The 16890-nt window shown below is 72.3% G+C and carries 10 protein-coding genes; 7 read left to right on the forward strand and 3 right to left on the reverse strand.

Going from position 1 to position 16890, the window contains the following annotated elements; genetic code table 11:
* Window positions 1–8 precede the first annotated feature (8 nt).
* The 4 genes from lgt to ACFVHB_RS11705 all read left to right on the forward strand — a co-directional run bounded on the left by lgt (window position 9) and on the right by ACFVHB_RS11705 (window position 8457).
* A complete protein-coding gene (lgt, locus tag ACFVHB_RS11690) occupies window positions 9–1031 on the forward strand; it encodes a prolipoprotein diacylglyceryl transferase (protein WP_380318907.1) in 1023 nt (340 codons plus the stop codon).
* A 150-nt stretch (window positions 1032–1181) separates the two neighbouring features.
* Window positions 1182–1919 (forward strand): VIT1/CCC1 transporter family protein, encoded by a 738-nt coding sequence (locus ACFVHB_RS11695; protein WP_380318910.1) that lies wholly within the window; start codon window positions 1182–1184, stop codon window positions 1917–1919.
* 480 nt (window positions 1920–2399) lie between these two features.
* Window positions 2400–7004 (forward strand): glutamate synthase large subunit, encoded by a 4605-nt coding sequence (gltB, locus tag ACFVHB_RS11700; protein WP_380318998.1) that lies wholly within the window; start codon window positions 2400–2402, stop codon window positions 7002–7004.
* Window positions 6997–8457, forward strand: a complete 1461-nt coding sequence (locus ACFVHB_RS11705) for a glutamate synthase subunit beta (RefSeq protein WP_380318913.1) — start codon at window positions 6997–6999, stop codon at window positions 8455–8457. Before gltB ends, ACFVHB_RS11705 begins: the two co-directional genes overlap by 8 nt.
* 192 nt (window positions 8458–8649) lie before the next feature.
* Here ACFVHB_RS11705 and ACFVHB_RS11710 read toward each other — a convergent pair whose 3' ends face one another.
* Window positions 8650–9618, reverse strand: coding sequence for a DUF5937 family protein (locus tag ACFVHB_RS11710; protein ID WP_380318916.1), 969 nt, complete (start codon window positions 9616–9618; stop codon window positions 8650–8652).
* A gap of 102 nt (window positions 9619–9720) precedes the next feature.
* Here ACFVHB_RS11710 and ACFVHB_RS11715 point away from each other — a divergent pair, with 102 nt between their 5' ends.
* The 3 genes from ACFVHB_RS11715 to ACFVHB_RS11725 all read left to right on the forward strand — a co-directional run bounded on the left by ACFVHB_RS11715 (window position 9721) and on the right by ACFVHB_RS11725 (window position 13490).
* On the forward strand, window positions 9721–11007 hold the full coding sequence (locus ACFVHB_RS11715) for an MFS transporter (RefSeq protein ID WP_380318919.1): 1287 nt from the start codon (window positions 9721–9723) through the stop codon (window positions 11005–11007).
* 78 nt (window positions 11008–11085) lie between these two features.
* A complete protein-coding gene (locus ACFVHB_RS11720; RefSeq protein ID WP_380318922.1) occupies window positions 11086–11952 on the forward strand; it encodes a helix-turn-helix domain-containing protein in 867 nt (288 codons plus the stop codon).
* Between the two features lie 80 nt (window positions 11953–12032).
* The gene (locus ACFVHB_RS11725; RefSeq protein ID WP_380318925.1) at window positions 12033–13490 is read left to right on the forward strand and encodes an aldehyde dehydrogenase family protein; all 1458 of its coding nucleotides are present in this window, start codon (window positions 12033–12035) and stop codon (window positions 13488–13490) included.
* Between the two features lie 140 nt (window positions 13491–13630).
* On the opposite strand, the gene ACFVHB_RS11730 is transcribed toward ACFVHB_RS11725, so the two are convergent.
* Together ACFVHB_RS11730 and ACFVHB_RS11735 are read right to left on the reverse strand one after the other, a co-directional pair.
* Window positions 13631–15460, reverse strand: a complete 1830-nt coding sequence (locus ACFVHB_RS11730; RefSeq protein ID WP_380318928.1) for a bifunctional metallophosphatase/5'-nucleotidase — start codon at window positions 15458–15460, stop codon at window positions 13631–13633.
* A gap of 358 nt (window positions 15461–15818) precedes the next feature.
* Window positions 15819–16469: a LuxR C-terminal-related transcriptional regulator gene (locus ACFVHB_RS11735; protein WP_380319001.1), complete on the reverse strand. Its 651-nt coding sequence runs from the start codon at window positions 16467–16469 to the stop codon at window positions 15819–15821.
* Window positions 16470–16890 lie beyond the last annotated feature (421 nt).

The following is a 16890-nucleotide window of genomic DNA, read 5'->3' on the forward strand; positions in this document are numbered from 1 at the left end:
GAGCTGCCATGGATATCGCCTACATTCCCAGCCCGTCGCGGGGCGTCCTGCACCTCGGACCGATCCCGCTGCGCGCCTACGCCTTCTGCATCATCCTCGGTGTCGTCGTCGCCGTCTGGCTCGGCAGCAAGCGCTGGGTCGCCCGGGGCGGTGGCAAGCACACGGTCGGCGACATCGCCGTCTGGGCTGTGCCGTTCGGCCTGGTCGGCGGCCGGCTCTACCACGTGATCACCGACAACCAGCTGTACTTCGGCGAGGGCAGGAACCCCTGGAACGCCTTCAAGATCTGGGAAGGCGGCCTCGGTATCTGGGGCGCGATCGCGCTGGGCGCGGTCGGCGCCTGGATCGGCGCCCGCCGCCGGGGCGTCCCGCTGCCCGCGTACGCCGACGCCATCGCGCCCGGCATCGCGCTGGCCCAGGCGCTCGGCCGCTGGGGCAACTGGTTCAACCAGGAGCTCTACGGCCGGGAGACCACGCTGCCCTGGGGCCTGGAGATCGACAAGACGCTGCCGAGCGGCGAGGTCGTCAAGGGCGTCTACCACCCGACCTTCCTCTACGAGTCGCTCTGGTGCGTCGGCGTCGCGCTGCTGGTGATCTGGGCGGACCGCCGGTTCACCCTCGGTCACGGCCGGGTCTTCGCGCTGTACGTGGCCGCGTACACGGTGGGCCGGTTCTGGACCGAGTGGCTGCGGATCGACGAGGCGCACGTGTTCCTGGGCCTGCGGCTCAACGACTGGGTGGCGATCGTGGTCTTCCTCGCCGCCGTCGCGTACTTCGTGATCGTCGGGAAGAAGCGGCCCGGCCGCGAGGACCCGGCGACCATCGACCCGATGGCGACCGGACCGGAGGCCTCCGAGGACACCGCTCCCGGCGCCGCGGCCGGCAACGCTTCCGACGCCGCCGCCGACGCCGCGCCGGCGAAGGCCGGGCCGTCCCGCTCCGTGGACGGGAAGCCGGCCGGCAAGCCGGTCGCCGAGCCGGCCGACGCCGCACCGGAGAAGTCCGGCAAGGACGCCAAGAACCTGACCTGACCTGCGCCTCCCGCTCTCCCGGCCGCCCTCCGCACCCCCTGCGGAGGGCGGCCGAAGCTTTGTTCGGACAGCCTTACTTTGCTGGAAGTGCCCAGGTCAGGCGGGCTACGTTCGAGGGAGACGAGCGAACAGACGGAGGGGACGAAGACCGTGAGCGCCACCATCATCGAATCCGAGGCCGGGCACCACCCCCGCATTCCCGCCGAGGGGCACCACCGGGACGTGAACGGCGGCTGGCTGCGGCCGGCCGTGTTCGGCGCGATGGACGGCCTGGTGTCCAACTTCGCGCTGATGACCGGCGTGGTCGGCGGCTCGGTCGCCAACAGCACGGTGGTGCTGACCGGCCTGGCCGGCCTGGCGGCCGGCGCGTGCTCGATGGCGGCGGGGGAGTACACCTCGGTGGCCTCGCAGCGGGAGCTGGTGCAGGCCGAGATCGAGGCCGAGCGGCTGGAACTCAAGCGCAACCCGCACGGGGAGCTGGCCGAGCTGGCCCAGGTGTACATGGCCAAGGGCGTCGAGCCCGAGCTGGCGCGCCAGGTGGCCGAGCAGCTCTCGGCGGACCCGGAGCAGACCCTCGCGGTGCACGCCCGCGAGGAGCTGGGCATCGACCCGGACGACCTGCCCTCGCCGGTGGTGGCGGCCGCCTCGTCCTTCGTCTGCTTCGCGGTGGGCGCGCTGCTGCCGCTGCTGCCGTACCTGCTCGGCGCGACCTCGCTGCTGCCCGCGCTGCTGCTCTCGATGGCCGGCCTGTTCGCCTGCGGGGCCGTGGTGGCCCGGGTGACGGCGCGCAGCTGGTGGTTCAGCGGACTGCGCCAGCTGGTGCTGGGCGGGGTGGCGGCCGGCGTGACGTACCTGCTGGGCTGGCTGATCGGCGGGCACGTGGGGTGACCCGGGACGCGGGATGGCAGTGGGGCCGGGGGATGACGGTGGGGCCGGGGATGACGCGGGCATGTGGGATGACACAGCGGACTGCATGACTATGCTGCGCATCGCGTGACGTTCCGCACATGGAGTGCGGACGTCGCCTGGCCTAGTCTCATCATTCGGGCTCGGGAGCCGCTGAATCGCATCCCTGGCCCGGCCTCCGGGTTGGATTCGCAGGCGGCCTTGATCGGCTTCTGTAGCCGGGGGATTTCGCCCCTGTTTCGGGCCGCCGACCGCCGGGCACAATCGTCGGGACGTGCACCGTGGCATGTCCCTTCCCCCATCCTTGACCTGCGGATCTGTCCGCGATGTGGACGCGGCATTCCGCTTCCCGGGATCTTGGGCATCATGTAACTTGCACGAAATCGCATCAGGGCCAACGTCGTCCCTACTGCACCTGCACCTCGAATGACGACGACGGGAGAGCCGATGCTGTCTGCATCCATGCACTCCGCCAACGAGCCCCAGGCCGGCGCCGCGCGCCCGCCGTACGCGCTCGTTCCGGATGCGCGACCTGCTGCTCAGGGCCTGTACGACCCGCGAAACGAGCACGACGCCTGTGGCGTCGGCTTCGTCGCCACGCTGACCGGCATCGCCGACCACAAGATCGTCGAGCAGGCGCTGACCGTCCTGCGCAACCTGGAGCACCGCGGCGCCACCGGCGCCGAGCCGGACTCCGGTGACGGCGCGGGCATCCTGACCCAGGTCCCGGACGCGTTCCTGCGCGCCAACGTCTCCTTCGAGCTGCCCGCCGCCGGCTCCTACGCCGTCGGCATCGCGTTCCTGCCCGACGAGGACGCCGCCGACGCGGCCGCCGTCGCGCGGATCGAGGCCATCGCCGCCGAGGAGAGCCTGACCGTCCTCGGCTGGCGCGACGTCCCGGTCACCCCGGACCTGCTGGGCGCCACCGCCCGCAGCGTGATGCCGCGCTTCCGCCAGGTGTTCCTCGCGAAGGACGGGCTGGCCGGGATCGAGCTGGACCGGATCGCCTTCGTCGTCCGCAAGCGCTCCGAGCGCGAGGCCGGTGTCTACTTCCCGTCGCTCTCCGCGCGCACCGTCGTCTACAAGGGCATGCTGACCACCGGCCAGCTGGAGCCCTTCTTCCCCGACCTGTCGGACCGGCTCTACGCCTCCGCGCTCGGCCTGGTGCACTCGCGGTTCTCCACCAACACCTTCCCGAGCTGGCCGCTCGCCCACCCGTACCGCTTCGTCGCCCACAACGGCGAGATCAACACGGTCAAGGGCAACCGGAACTGGATGACCGCCCGCGAGTCCCAGCTCGCCACCGACCTGATCCCCGACAACAGCAAGGGTCAGGGTCTGAGCCGGATCTTCCCGATCTGCACCCCGGACCACTCCGACTCGGCGTCCTTCGACGAGGTCCTGGAGCTGCTCCACCTCGGCGGCCGCTCGCTGCCGCACTCGGTGCTGATGATGATCCCGGAGGCGTGGGAGAACCACGCCACCATGGACCCGGCCCGCCGCGCGTTCTACCAGTACCACTCCAACCTGATGGAGCCCTGGGACGGTCCGGCCTGCGTCACCTTCACCGACGGCACCCAGATCGGCGCCGTGCTGGACCGCAACGGCCTGCGCCCGGCCCGCTACTGGATCACCGAGGACGGCCTGGTCGTCCTCTCCTCCGAGGTCGGCGTGCTCGACATCGAGCAGGAGAAGGTCGCCAAGAAGGGCCGGCTGCAGCCCGGCCGGATGTTCCTCATCGACACCGCGGAGCACCGCATCGTCGAGGACGAGGAGATCAAGTCCGCGCTGGCCTCCGAGCACCCCTACGAGGAGTGGGTCGCGGCCGGCCAGATCCAGCTCGCCAAGCTGCCCGAGCGCGAGCACATCGCGCACACCCACGCCTCGGTGACGCGCCGCCAGCAGACCTTCGGCTACACCGAGGAGGAGCTGCGGGTCATCCTGGCGCCGATGGCGAAGACCGGCGGCGAGGCGCTCGGCTCGATGGGCACCGACAGCCCGATCGCCGCGCTCTCCGAGAAGCCGCGCCTGCTGTTCGACTACTTCGTGCAGCTGTTCGCGCAGGTCACCAACCCGCCGCTGGACGCCATCCGCGAGGAGCTCGTCACCTCGCTGCTGTCCAACCTCGGCCCCGAGGGCAACCTGCTGGCCGCCGAGGCCGCGTCCTGCCGCTCGGTCGGCATCACCTTCCCGGTGATCGACAACGACGAGCTGGCCAAGCTCGTCCACATCAACGCCGACGGCGACCAGCCCGGCCTCAAGGCCGTCACCCTGTCCGGCCTGTACAAGGTCGCCACCGGCGGCGCCGGCCTGGCCGCCCGCCTGGCCGAGATCGCCGCCGAGGCCGACGCCGCGATCGCCGACGGCGCCCGGATCATCGTGCTCTCCGACCGGCACTCCGACGCCGAGCACGCCCCGATCCCCTCGCTGCTGCTCACCTCGGCGATCCACCACCACCTCATCCGCACCAAGCAGCGCACCCAGGTGTCGCTGCTGGTCGAGGCCGGTGACGTCCGCGAGGTGCACCACGTCGCGCTGCTGATCGGCTACGGCGCCGGCGCGGTCAACCCGTACCTGGCCATGGAGTCCGTCGAGGACCTCGTCGCCCAGGGCACGTACCTGGACGCGGGCGTCGAGCCCGACAAGGCCATCAAGAACCTGATCAAGGCGCTCGGCAAGGGCGTGCTCAAGGTCATGTCCAAGATGGGCATCTCCACCGTCGCCTCCTACCGCGGCGCGCAGGTGTTCGAGGCGATCGGCCTCTCCGAGGAGCTGGTCGGCACCTACTTCGCCGGCACCACCACCAAGCTCGGCGGCATCGGCCTGGACGAGATCGCCAAGGAGGTGGCCGCCCGCCACGCCAAGGCCTACCCGGCCTCCGGCATCCCGGCCGCGCACCGCGCGCTGGAGATCGGCGGCGAGTACCAGTGGCGCCGCGAGGGCGAGCCGCACCTGTTCGACCCGGACACGGTGTTCCGCCTGCAGCACTCCACCCGCAACCGCCGGTACGACATCTTCAAGCAGTACACCGACCGGGTGAACCAGCAGTCCGAGCGGCTGATGACGCTGCGCGGCCTGTTCCAGCTGGACGCGCTCGGCCGTACTCCGATCCCCGTCGACGAGGTCGAGCCGGTCTCCGAGATCGTCAAGCGCTTCTCCACCGGCGCCATGTCGTACGGCTCGATCTCGCGCGAGGCGCACGAGACGCTGGCCATCGCGATGAACCGCCTCGGCGGCAAGTCCAACACCGGTGAGGGCGGCGAGGACCCGGACCGCCTGTACGACCCGGAGCGCCGCTCGGCGATCAAGCAGGTCGCCTCCGGCCGGTTCGGCGTCACCTCCGAGTACCTGGTCAACGCGGACGACATCCAGATCAAGATGGCCCAGGGCGCCAAGCCCGGCGAGGGCGGCCAGCTGCCCGGCCACAAGGTCTACCCGTGGGTCGCCAAGACCCGGCACTCCACGCCGGGCGTCGGTCTGATCTCCCCGCCGCCGCACCACGACATCTACTCCATCGAGGACCTGGCGCAGCTGATCCACGACCTCAAGAACGCCAACCCGGCGGCCCGCATCCACGTGAAGCTGGTCTCCGAGGTCGGCGTCGGCACCGTCGCGGCCGGCGTCTCCAAGGCGCACGCCGACGTGGTGCTCGTGTCCGGCCACGACGGCGGCACCGGCGCCTCGCCGCTGACCTCGCTCAAGCACGCGGGCGGCCCCTGGGAGCTCGGCCTCGCCGAGACCCAGCAGACCCTGCTGCTCAACGGCCTGCGCGACCGGATCGTCGTCCAGACCGACGGTCAGCTGAAGACCGGCCGGGACGTCGTCATCGCCGCCCTGCTGGGCGCCGAGGAGTTCGGCTTCGCCACCGCGCCGCTGGTGGTCTCCGGCTGCATCATGATGCGCGTCTGCCACCTCGACACCTGCCCGGTCGGCGTCGCCACCCAGAACCCGGTGCTGCGCGACCGCTTCTCCGGCAAGCCCGAGTTCGTGGTCAACTTCTTCGAGTTCATCGCCGAGGAGGTCCGGGAGATCCTGGCCTCGCTGGGCTTCCGCTCGATCGAGGAGGCCGTCGGCCACGCCGAGCACATCAACGCGCAGGCCGCGATCGACCACTGGAAGGCCGCCGGGCTCGACCTGGCCCCGCTCTTCCACGTCCCCGAGCTGCCCGAGGGTGCCTCGCTGCACTGCACCACCACGCAGGACCACGCGCTCGACAAGGCCCTGGACAACCAGCTGATCGACCTCGCCCAGGACGCCCTGGAGCGCGGCGACGCCGTCCGGATCCAGCTGCCGATCCGCAACGTCAACCGCACGGTCGGCACCATGCTCGGCCACGAGGTGACCAAGCGGTACCGCGGCGAGGGCCTGCCCGAGGGCACCATCGACGTCACCTTCACCGGCTCGGCCGGCCAGTCGTTCGGCGCCTTCGTGCCGAAGGGCGTCACCCTGCGGCTGGAGGGCGACGCGAACGACTACGTCGGCAAGGGCCTCTCCGGCGGCGTGGTGATCGTCCGCCCGGCCCGCGACGCCGCCGCCATCGGCAACGACGCGCAGAACCACGTCATCGCCGGCAACACCATCGGCTACGGCGCCACCAGCGGCCGGATCCACCTGCGCGGCAAGGCCGGCGAGCGCTTCGCCGTCCGCAACTCCGGTGCGACCCTGGTGGTCGAGGGCGTGGGCGACCACGGCCTCGAGTACATGACCGGCGGCCGGGTCGTCATCCTCGGCGAGACCGGCCGCAACCTGGCGGCGGGCATGTCCGGCGGCATCGCCTACGTGCTGGACCTGCGCCCCGCCAACGTGAACGACGGCATGGTGGGCATCGAGGCCCCGACCGCCGCCGACCGGGACTGGCTGCGCGAGACCGTGCAGCAGCACTACGAGGAGACCGGCTCCACCGTCGCCGCCGAGCTCCTGGCGGACTGGGGCAGCGGAGTCTCCCGCTTCTCCAAGATCATGCCGACCGACTACAAGGCAGTGCTCGCCGCCAAGGACGCCGCTGAGCGCGATGGCCTCTCCGAGGCCGAGACCACTCGCAAGATGATGGAGGCGGCACGTGGCTGACCCCAAGGGCTTCCTGACCACCGGCAAGCAGCTGGCCGAGCGCCGGCCCGTGGACGTCCGTCTGCGGGACTGGAACGAGGTGTACGTCGAGCGCAGCCTCCTGCCGATCATCACCAAGCAGGCCGGCCGCTGCATGGACTGCGGCATCCCGTTCTGCCACAACGGCTGCCCGCTCGGGAACCTCATCCCCGAGTGGAACGACCTCGCCTACCGGGACGACTGGTCCGGCGCCATCGAGCGCCTGCACGCGACCAACAACTTCCCGGAGTTCACCGGGCGGCTCTGCCCGGCCCCGTGCGAGTCGGCGTGCGTCCTCGGCATCAACCAGGACGCGGTGACCATCAAGAACGTCGAGGTCACCATCATCGACAAGGCGTGGGACCGCGGCGGCGTCACGCCGCAGATCCCGGAGCGGCTCTCCGGCAAGACCGTCGCCGTGGTCGGCTCCGGCCCGGCCGGTCTGGCCGCCGCCCAGCAGCTCACCCGGGCCGGGCACACCGTGGTGGTGTACGAGCGCGCCGACCGCATCGGCGGCCTGCTGCGCTACGGCATCCCCGAGTTCAAGATGGAGAAGCGCCACATCAACCGCCGCATCGAGCAGATGCGCGCGGAGGGCACCCGGTTCCGCACCGGCGTCCACGTGGGCGAGGACATCACCGGGCAGCAGCTGCGCGAGCGCTTCGACGCCGTCGTCGTCGCCGCCGGCGCCACCACCGCCCGTGACCTGCCGGTGCCCGGGCGCGAGCTCAAGGGCATCCACCAGGCCATGGAGTACCTGCCGCTGGCCAACAAGGTGCAGGAGGGCGACTTCGTCGAGCCGCCGATCAGCGCCAAGGGCAAGCACGTCATCGTCATCGGCGGCGGCGACACCGGCGCCGACTGCCTCGGCACCGCGCTGCGCCAGGGCGCGGCCTCGGTCACCCAGCTGGAGATCATGCCGCGGCCCGGCGACGCGCGCCCCGGCCACCAGCCCTGGCCGACCATGCCGATGACCTACAAGGTCACCTCGGCGCACGAGGAGGGCGGCGAGCGGGTCTACTCCGTCAACACCACCCACTTCACGGGCGACGAGGACGGCAACGTCCAGGAGCTGCACCTCGTCGAGGTCGAGTTCAAGGACGGGAAGTTCGAGCCGGTGCCGGGCACCGAGCGGTCGATCCCGGCGCAGCTGGTCACCCTGGCCATGGGCTTCACCGGTACGGACGTGAAGAACGGCCTGGTCGAGCAGCTGGGCGTCGAGCTCGACGCACGCGGTAATGTTGCCCGCGACGGAAAGTTCGCCACCAACGTCGATGGCGTCTACGTCTGCGGTGACGCCGGCCGAGGCCAGTCGCTCATCGTCTGGGCCATCGCGGAGGGCCGTTCGGCCGCCGCCGCGGTGGACAAGTACCTGGGTGGCAAGACCCCGCTGCCCGCCCCGATCCGTCCGACGGACCGCCCCCTGGTGGTCTGACGCACGCCCGAGCCCGCCGGCGGCCCCACCGCCGGCGGGTCCGGACCCCTGATCGCCCGGTGCCGCATCACCGGGAGTTCGAGCCGCTGCCCCCGCCAGCGTCGCCGGGCCTGCACGGTGCCATGGCGCCTGCCCTCTCCCCGACCAGTGGAGGGCGGGCGCCTTTTCGTTTCCGGGGCCGCGGGGTGCTCCTCAGCCGTGGAGCAGGAGTTCGGCCGCCTCCGTGCGGGCGTACAGCACCGTGCGGCCGGTGCGGTGGCGGGCGGTCAGTCCGGCCTCGCGCAGCGCGGTGAGGTGGTGGGAGACGTTGGCGGCGGACAAGCCGGTCCGGGCGGCGAGTTCGGTGGTGGAGGCGGGCGCGTCCAGCTCGGCGAGCAGCCGGGCCCGGGTACGGCCGATCACCCGGGCCAGGCCGTCCGGGACGGCGGCGCCGGAGGTCTCCCAGAGCGTGGCCACCCCGCGCGGCGGGTAGATCAGGCCGGGCTGCCAGGGCGCGTTGACCTGCGAGAACACCCCGGGCCAGGCGAACACCGTGGGCACCAGCACCAGGCCGAGCTCGCCGTCCAGCCGGCGCAGCACGTCGGACGGCCGGTGGCCGATCCGCAGCGTGTCCCGCTCCCAGCTCACCCGCGGGTGCAGGTCGGCGAAGAGCGCGGCCGGGCCGCCGGCGGACATCTGACGGGCCCGGCGCAGGACCTCGCCCTCGGCCAGCCGCTGGATCCGCGGCCAGTGCGGGGCGATCGCGGCCTCCCAGTACGCCCGCACCTCGGCCACCAGCCGTGCCGTGCCGGCCTCCGGGTCGTCCCGCAACGCGGCGACCAGCGGGGGGAGTTCGCCCTCCATCCGGTCCAGGTCGCGGCGGATCGCGGCCGGGTCGGCGGCGGCCAGCGCGGCCAGCTCCTGGTCGATCGTCAGGGTCGAGCCGGGCGGGACGGGGGTGAGGAAGTCCGGCACGTAGACCGTGGGCAGCCGGACCAGCTGGTGGAGCAGCTCCCAGCCGACCCCGGCCAGCCGCTGCCGGGCCTGCCGCACCCAGGGCAGGTGGACGCCGTGCCGGCCGGGGTCCTTCAGCACCTCGACGCTGAGGGCGACCTCGCAGAGCGGCGAGCAGGCGAACCTGGTGCGGGCGAGGTCCTGCGGCGAGAACGTCCAGATGATCACGGTGGCCCCCCTGGTTCCCGGTCGACGGTGCCCGGTGCGCCCGAGGATTCGACCAGGATGGAATCGATGGGCAGGGAAGATCATCGCAGCCAGGCTCGGTCCATGACCACCGCCACCCTCCCCCCGCTCCGCGACCGGCTCGGCCTCCCGCGGACCGCCGGCCGCCACCGCCTGATCGGCGCCCACCTCGTGGACAGCCTCGGCACCGGGCTGATCCTCGCCTTCACCCTCGTCTACTTCGCCCGCACCACCACCCTCACCCTGGCCGGGATCGGCGCCGCCGTCTCCACCGCCCGGCTGCTCGCACTGCCCACCGCGATCGTGGTCGGCCCGCTGATCGACCGGTACGGCGCCCGCGCGGTGGCGGCCGGCGGCAACGCGCTCTCCGCACTCGCCTACTGCGGCTTCCTGGCCGCCGGCCGGGCCTGGCAGATCGTGCTGGTCTGCCTGCTCGCCCAGATCGGGCACGTCTCCTACTGGACCTCCAGCACCGGCCTGGTGGTGCTGGCCTCCGCCGAGGGGGAGCGGACCCGCTGGTTCGCGCTGGTGCAGACGCTGCGCAACACCGGGATGGGGCTCGGCGGGGCGCTGGGCGCCGTCCTGGTGGCCGGCGGCGGGACGGGCGGGCTGCGGGCGCTGGTGCTGCTCAACGCGGCCAGCTACGCGGTGGCGGCGGGCCTGCTGGCCTCCTGGCGGCCGGCCGCGGCCGCGCCGGGCGCGGGATCCCGGACCGCCGTCGCGCCGGGCGCGGGCACCCCGGCCGCCGCGGCGCCGGGCGCGGGGGAGCGCGCGGCGCGCGAACGCGGCGGCTACCGCGCGGTGCTGCGGGACCGGCGCTACCTGCTGCTGGTCGTCGTCCACCTGGCCTTCGTCTTCGGCTCGATGATCATCAGCATGCTGCTCGCCGTCTACCTGACCGACGGCCTGCACCGCGACGCCTGGCTGGCCGGCCCGCTGCTGGTCCTCAACGGCGTCCAGGTGGTGCTCACCCAGAACGCGGTGGCCCGCCGGCTGGAGCGCTTCCGGCCGACCCGGGTGGTCGCCGCCGGATCCCTGCTCAACGCCCTCTCCTTCGCGCTGTTCGCCCTGCTGGCCGCCGCCCCCGGGTGGCTGGTGCCCGCCGGACTGTTCGTGGCGATGGCCGTCTTCAACGTGGCCGAGACCGTCGCCACCCCCTTCGCCGAGGAGCTCAGCGTCTCGCTCGCGGACCCGGACCGGCGCGGCCGATACCTCGCCGTCTACCAGCTCTCCTGGAACACCGGCCAGGCCGTCGCCCCCGGTCTGCTCACCCTGCTCCTCGGCCACGGCCCCGCCTGGCCCTGGCTGTTCCTCTCGGCGCTGGGCCTGGCCGCGGTGCCCGGCCTGCTACGGCTGGAACGCATGCGCTGACGGACTGTTGTTCGTCGGTGTCAGGTGGCAGACTGCGGCCGACGGCCGGGGGGCTGCGCGAGGTGCGGAGGTTGACGGATGAGCATGACTCAGGCGGGCGGGGGTGCCACCGTACGGCGCCTACTGCTGGGATCGCAGCTGCGCAGGCTGCGGGAGGCCCGCGGTGTCAGCCGGGAGGAGGCCGGCTACTCGATCCGCGCCTCCGAGTCCAAGATCAGCCGCATGGAGCTCGGCCGGGTCGGCTTCAAGGAGCGCGACGTCGCCGACCTGCTCACCCTGTACGGCGTCGAGGCCGAGCAGGAGCGCGCCTCCGTGCTCGGCCTGGTCCGCGACGCCAACGCGACGTCCTGGTGGCACGCGTACGGTGACGTGCTGCCCGGCTGGTTCCAGACCTACCTCGGGCTGGAGGAGGCCGCCGCCGACATCCGCAGCTACGAGGTCCAGTTCGTCCACGGGCTGCTGCAGACCGCCGACTACGCGCGGGCCGTCATCACGCACGGCGGGCACGTCACCGAGGCCGAGGAGGTCGAGCGGCGGGTCGAGGTCCGGCTGAACCGCCAGCGGGTGCTCACCGCCGAGCGCGCGCCGCGGCTGCTCGCCGTACTGGACGAGGCCGCGCTGCGCCGCCCGTGGGGCGGGCCGGAGCTGATGCGGGCGCAGATCGACCGGCTGCTGGAGCTGACCGACCTGCCCAACGTGGTGCTCCAGGTGATGCCGCTCGGGTTCGGAGGACTGCGGGCGGAGGGCGGCGCGTTCTCGGTGCTCGGCTTCGCCGAGCCGGAGCTCGCGGACGTCGTCTACCTGGAGCAGTTCACCACCGCGCTGTACCTCGACAAGCCCGCCGAGGTGGCCGAGTACGCGAGCGCGATGGACGGCCTGGCCGCGGACTCGCTCAGCCCCGAGCGGACCCGGGAACTTCTCCGCTCCGTACGCCAAGAGCTCTGAAGCGTAAGTACGATGAGCCCCGATCAGATCTGATCGAGGACGGCTCCAGGGTCTTCCCGAATCGGCATGAGAGGGATCAGATGTCGTACCTTTCCGAGCTGGCGCTGCAGTACATCGACGGAGAGTGGCGGGCCGGCAGCGGCTCCTGGGACATCGTCGACGTCGATCCCTACACCGGCGAGAAGCTCGCCACCATCACCGTCGCCACCGTCGAGGAGGTCGACCGGGCCTACCGGGCGGCCGAGCGGGCGCAGAAGGAGTGGGCCGCCACCAACCCCTACGCGCGCCGGCTGGTCTTCGAGCGGGCGCTGCGGATCGTGGAGGAGCGCGAGCCGGAGATCACCGCGGCGATCATGACCGAGCTGGGCGGCACCGCGCTCAAGGCCGGGTTCGAACTCGCCCTCACCAAGGACATGCTGCGGGAGTCGATGCAGCTGTCGCTGCGGGCCGAGGGCCGGCTGCTGCCCTCGCCGGTGGAGGGCAAGGAGAACCGCCTCTACCGCCTGCCGGTCGGCGTGGTGGGAGTGATCAGCCCGTTCAACTTCCCGCTGTTCCTGTCGCTGAAGGCGGTCGCCCCCGCGCTGGCGCTCGGCAACGGCGTGGTGCTCAAGCCGCACCAGGAGACCCCGGTGGTCGGCGGCACCCTGATCGCCAAGATCTTCGAGGAGGCGGGCCTGCCGGCCGGCCTGCTCAACGTCGTCGTCACCGACATCGCCGAGATCGGCGACGCCTTCATCGAGCACCCGGTGCCGAAGGTGATCTCCTTCACCGGCTCCGACAAGATCGGCCGGCACGTCGCCACCGTCGCCGCCTCGCACTTCAAGCGGACCGTGCTCGAACTCGGCGGCAACAGCGCGCTGATCGTGCTGGACGACGCGGACCTCGACTACGCGGTGGACGCCGCCGTGTTCAGCCGCTTCGCGCACCAGGGCCAGGTCTGCATGGCCGCCAACCGGGTGCTGGTGGACCGCAGTGTTGAAGCCGAGTTCACCGAGAAGTTCGTCGCCAAGATCGCCTCGCTGCGGGTCGGCGACCCCAAGGACCCGGCCACCCAGATCGGCCCGCTGATCAACACCGTCCAGGCCGACGCCATCACCGCCCAGGTCGACCAGGCGATCGCCGCCGGCGCCCGCGCGCTGCTGCGCGGCGAGACCAACGGCAGCCTGATGGACCCGGTCGTGCTCGGCGACCTGCCGGCGGACGCGCCCATCCTGCAGCGCGAACTCTTCGGCCCCGTCGTGATGGTGGTGCCCTTCGACGGCGAGGACGAGGCGGTCCGGATCGCCAACGACACGCCGTTCGGCCTCAGCGGCGCCGTCCACACCGCGGACGTCGAGCGCGGGGTGCGGGTCGCGCAGCGGATCGAGACCGGCATGATCCACGTCAACGACGGCACCATCGCGGACGAGCCGGTCGTGCCCTTCGGCGGCGAGAAGAACTCGGGCGTCGGCCGGCTGAACGGCGAGTCCACGGTCGACGCCTTCACCACGGTGAAGTGGATCTCCATCCAGCACGGCCGCAGCCGCTTCCCGTTCTGACCGGTGTGGTCCGGGCCATCCTCTCGCCGGGGCGCCCGGACGGCGCCCCGCGGGCGAGCGCCGCAGCCCCGGCCGTCGGGGACGGACCGGGGCTGCGGGCGGGTGTCCGGGCGCGTGCCGGGCGCGGTTCTCCGGGTGGGTCAGAACACCGGCTGGCCGGCGCGGACCAGGCGCCAGGAGACGGAGGCGAAGTCGGCCGGGTCGATGACGCCCTTCGCCTTCACCCAGGCGATCATCGTGTTGCGGATCTCGTCCGAGTTCGACCAGACCATCTTGGCCTTGGCCACGTGCGGGAAGTTGCCGCCGCCGTTGGCCCGGTAGTTGTTGACGGCGAGCACGAACTCGGCCGCCGGGTCGATCGGCTTGCCCTCGAACGACAGGTTGACGATCCGCGAACCCACCGGCTGCGTGATGTCGATGTCGTACGAGACGCCGTACACCGAGTCGAAGTTGTAGTCCGGCGTGGCCTGCTGGTTGGTCAGCTTGTCCGGGTCGACCGGGGCGCCGGGGGCGAGCTGGGCGAAGTACTTCGCCGAGTACTCCAGGTAGTCCTTGATCTGGGCGCCGGTGAGGATCCGGGCCTCCAGGGTGTTCTCGTAGATGTACAGCCCGGCCGCGTCCCGCAGCTTCACCTGCCCGGCCGGGATCACGGCCGTGCGGTTGAACGGCGCGGCCTGCGCCAGCACCGGCAGCTTCGCGTACTGGCCGCCGGCCAGCGCGGCCTTCACCGTGTCCGCCTGGACCCGTCCGATCAGGTCGATGATCGGGGTGTCCTTGAACCGGGCCTCGGAGATCGACAGCTCGGCCTTGCAGGTGCCGATCACCTGGTTGACGTAGGCCACGACCTTCTTGTGCTGGTCCGCGAGCGCGTTCGCGATCTCCGGGTCCTCCGGCACCGTGTTGGAGTTCAGCACCCGGGAGGAGAGCGAGACCAGCTTCCAGACGCCCTGGTCGAACTCGACCTCGAAGTCGAAGCAGGTCAGCCGCTGGCCCCAGCAGAGCGGCTCGGAGAGGACGACCGTCTTGCCGGTCTGCTTGTTGACGATCAGCCGCTGCGCCACCTCCTTGTGGGTGTGGCCCACCAGCACCGCGTCGATGTCGGGCACGGTCTCGGCCATCTCACCGGAGGCGTCCTCCGGCCAGGGCAGCTGGTCGCCGTACGTGGTGGCCTCGTCGATGCCGGAGTGCGCCGACACCACGACGATGTCCGCGCCCGCCGCCTTCATCCGGGGCACGTACTTCTTCGCCATCTCGACGATGCCGGGGAAGACCATCTTCCCGGAGACGTTGGCCTTGTCCCAGATCGCGATGCCGGGGTTGGTCAGCCCGAGGATGCCCACCTTGAGCGGCCGGCCGCCGCCCAGGTGCAGCTCCTTGATGACGAACGGCTTGAAGGCCGGCTTCTCGTCCTTCGCGTGCAGCGCGTTGGCCGCCAGCAGCGGGAAGTCCAGCTGCTCCTCGAAGGCGCGCAGTGTGGGGATGCCGTAGTTGAACTCGTGGTTGCCGATCGCCGCCGCGTCGTACTCCATGAGGTTCATGGCGAGCGCCATCGGGTGCTCCGGGGCGGTGTCCGCGTCGGTCGCGATCGGCTCGACCCGGGCGAAGTAGTACGTCAGCTGGGTGCCCTGGATGATGTCGCCGGCGTCGATCAGCAGGCAGCGGTCCCAGCCCTTCTCCTCGCGGACCTGCTTGGCCAGGCTGGAGATCTTGGCGAGGCCGACCTCGTTGTGCGCCTTGTCCGCGTACACCGCGTCGGTGAAGTAGTCCCAGTTGAGCACCCGGCCGTGCAGGTCGGTGGTGCCCATGACGGTGAAGGCCTGCTTCTTGGCCGGCTTGCCCTTCGCGCGGGTGTCGTCCGGGCTCGCCGCCGCGGCGGGGGAGGCGGCGGCGAAGGTGGCGCCTCCGGCGAGGGCGGCGCCGGCGGCGGTGGCGGCGGACCGGGTGACGAAGTCACGGCGGTTCAGGGGCATGGACGACTCTCCCGGGTGGGACTGCGAACGGAACGTCAACGATGCGTCGACGGGGTGGTGGTGACGCGCGTAGAGGTACGCGCGTAGAAGTGTGCCGCGCGACCTGGCGGATTGATAGCCCCCGGACGTTTCCAACAGGTGAGATCTTGGCGACTCGTTCGCGACGCGGACGGGTGGGTGCCGCGCCCTCGCGGCCGGGAGAGGACGCGAGAGGCACGCCGCCCGCACCGGGTGACGTGCCCCGCCCGCACCGGGGCGCGTGCGCCGCCCGCGCCGGGTGACGTGCCCCGCCCGCGCCGGGTGACGTGCCAGACAGGCCCTGGCCCCGCCCGCGGCACGGGACACCCGGGCGGGCCGGCTAGATGTACCCCTCGCGCACCGCGTGGGCCACCGCGTGCGCCCGGTTGCGCAGCTGCAGACGGGTGGTCAGACCGTGCAGCACGTTCTTGACCGTCCGCTCGGAGTACGACAGCCGGGCCGCGATCTCCCCGGTGTCGAAGCCCTCGGCCACCAGCCGCAGCACGTCCGACTCCCGCTCCGACAGGCCCGACGGCGAGTGTCCGGGCTGCCCCTGGACACTCCGCTGCAACCGGCCCACCTGCGTGATCAGCCGGCCCAGCAGGTCGGCCGGCAGGTCACCCTCCCCGCGCGCCGCGGCCAGCACCGCCCGGCCCAGCCGCTCGGCCGTCGCCTCCCGGCGCCACAGGATCGCCGCCACCCCGCACTCCACCGCCTCCAGCAGCTCGGACTCCCGCATCCGCTCGACCACCAGCACCACCCGCGGGTCCCCGTCGCGCACCAGCCGGCGCAGCGTCCCCACCACGGTGGCGTCCGCCGAATCGGCCAGCAGCACGGTGACGACGCCCGACGGCCCCGCCGGGTCCTCCGCGACCAGCTCCAGCGCCGGATGGCGGCGCAGCTGCGCCTCCGCACCGGCCCGCGAGATCGGATCCGCGGCCCGCACCACCACAGCGGTCCGGCCGCCGGCCGGGGCCGCGGCGGCCGGCACGGCACGCCGGGCGGGCCCCGGGCGCTGGGCCGGAACGGCACGCGGCGGCGCCGCCGCCGCGGGCAGCCGGCGGGGCACCCCGCGGCGGTCGTGATCGGTGTGCAGGACAGTCACGGCTGGCCCCCTCCTGGAAGTCCTCCCGGCCGCCGTCCGGACGGCCGGGACGCCGCGCTGGGGGCGGCACGAACCCGGCGGACGGGGCCCTACGGTGGAACGGCCGGGGCGGCGGTGCCCGCCCGGTACGTCCCATGCTTCCCGTCCGGACCCGCCACGGCCATCGTGGTCCACCACGAGATCGGAAGGACCGGCGGCACCGACGCGACACGGCGGTGCCGCCCCCGGCCCGGCGCCGGGGGTAGGGTGCCGTGCAAGCGTCCGGGCCACCCGGCCCGCTCACGCCGTCCCGGCACCGGCACCGCGG

The organism is Kitasatospora sp. NPDC127111 (assembly GCF_042677465.1).
Lineage (GTDB): Bacteria > Actinomycetota > Actinomycetes > Streptomycetales > Streptomycetaceae > Kitasatospora.

What these genes read in the sequence shown, in the direction of transcription:
- ACFVHB_RS11725 (WP_380318925.1), top strand. Translation starts at nt 12,033, where the DNA reads ATGTCGTACCTTTCCGAGCTGGCGCTGCAGTACATCGACGGAGAGTGG.
- ACFVHB_RS11720 (WP_380318922.1), top strand. Translation starts at nt 11,086, where the DNA reads ATGAGCATGACTCAGGCGGGCGGGGGTGCCACCGTACGGCGCCTACTG.
- gltB (WP_380318998.1), top strand. Translation starts at nt 2,400, where the DNA reads ATGCACTCCGCCAACGAGCCCCAGGCCGGCGCCGCGCGCCCGCCGTAC.
- ACFVHB_RS11715 (WP_380318919.1), top strand. Translation starts at nt 9,721, where the DNA reads ATGACCACCGCCACCCTCCCCCCGCTCCGCGACCGGCTCGGCCTCCCG.
- ACFVHB_RS11730 (WP_380318928.1), bottom strand. Translation starts at nt 15,460, where the DNA reads ATGCCCCTGAACCGCCGTGACTTCGTCACCCGGTCCGCCGCCACCGCC.
- lgt (WP_380318907.1), top strand. Translation starts at nt 9, where the DNA reads ATGGATATCGCCTACATTCCCAGCCCGTCGCGGGGCGTCCTGCACCTC.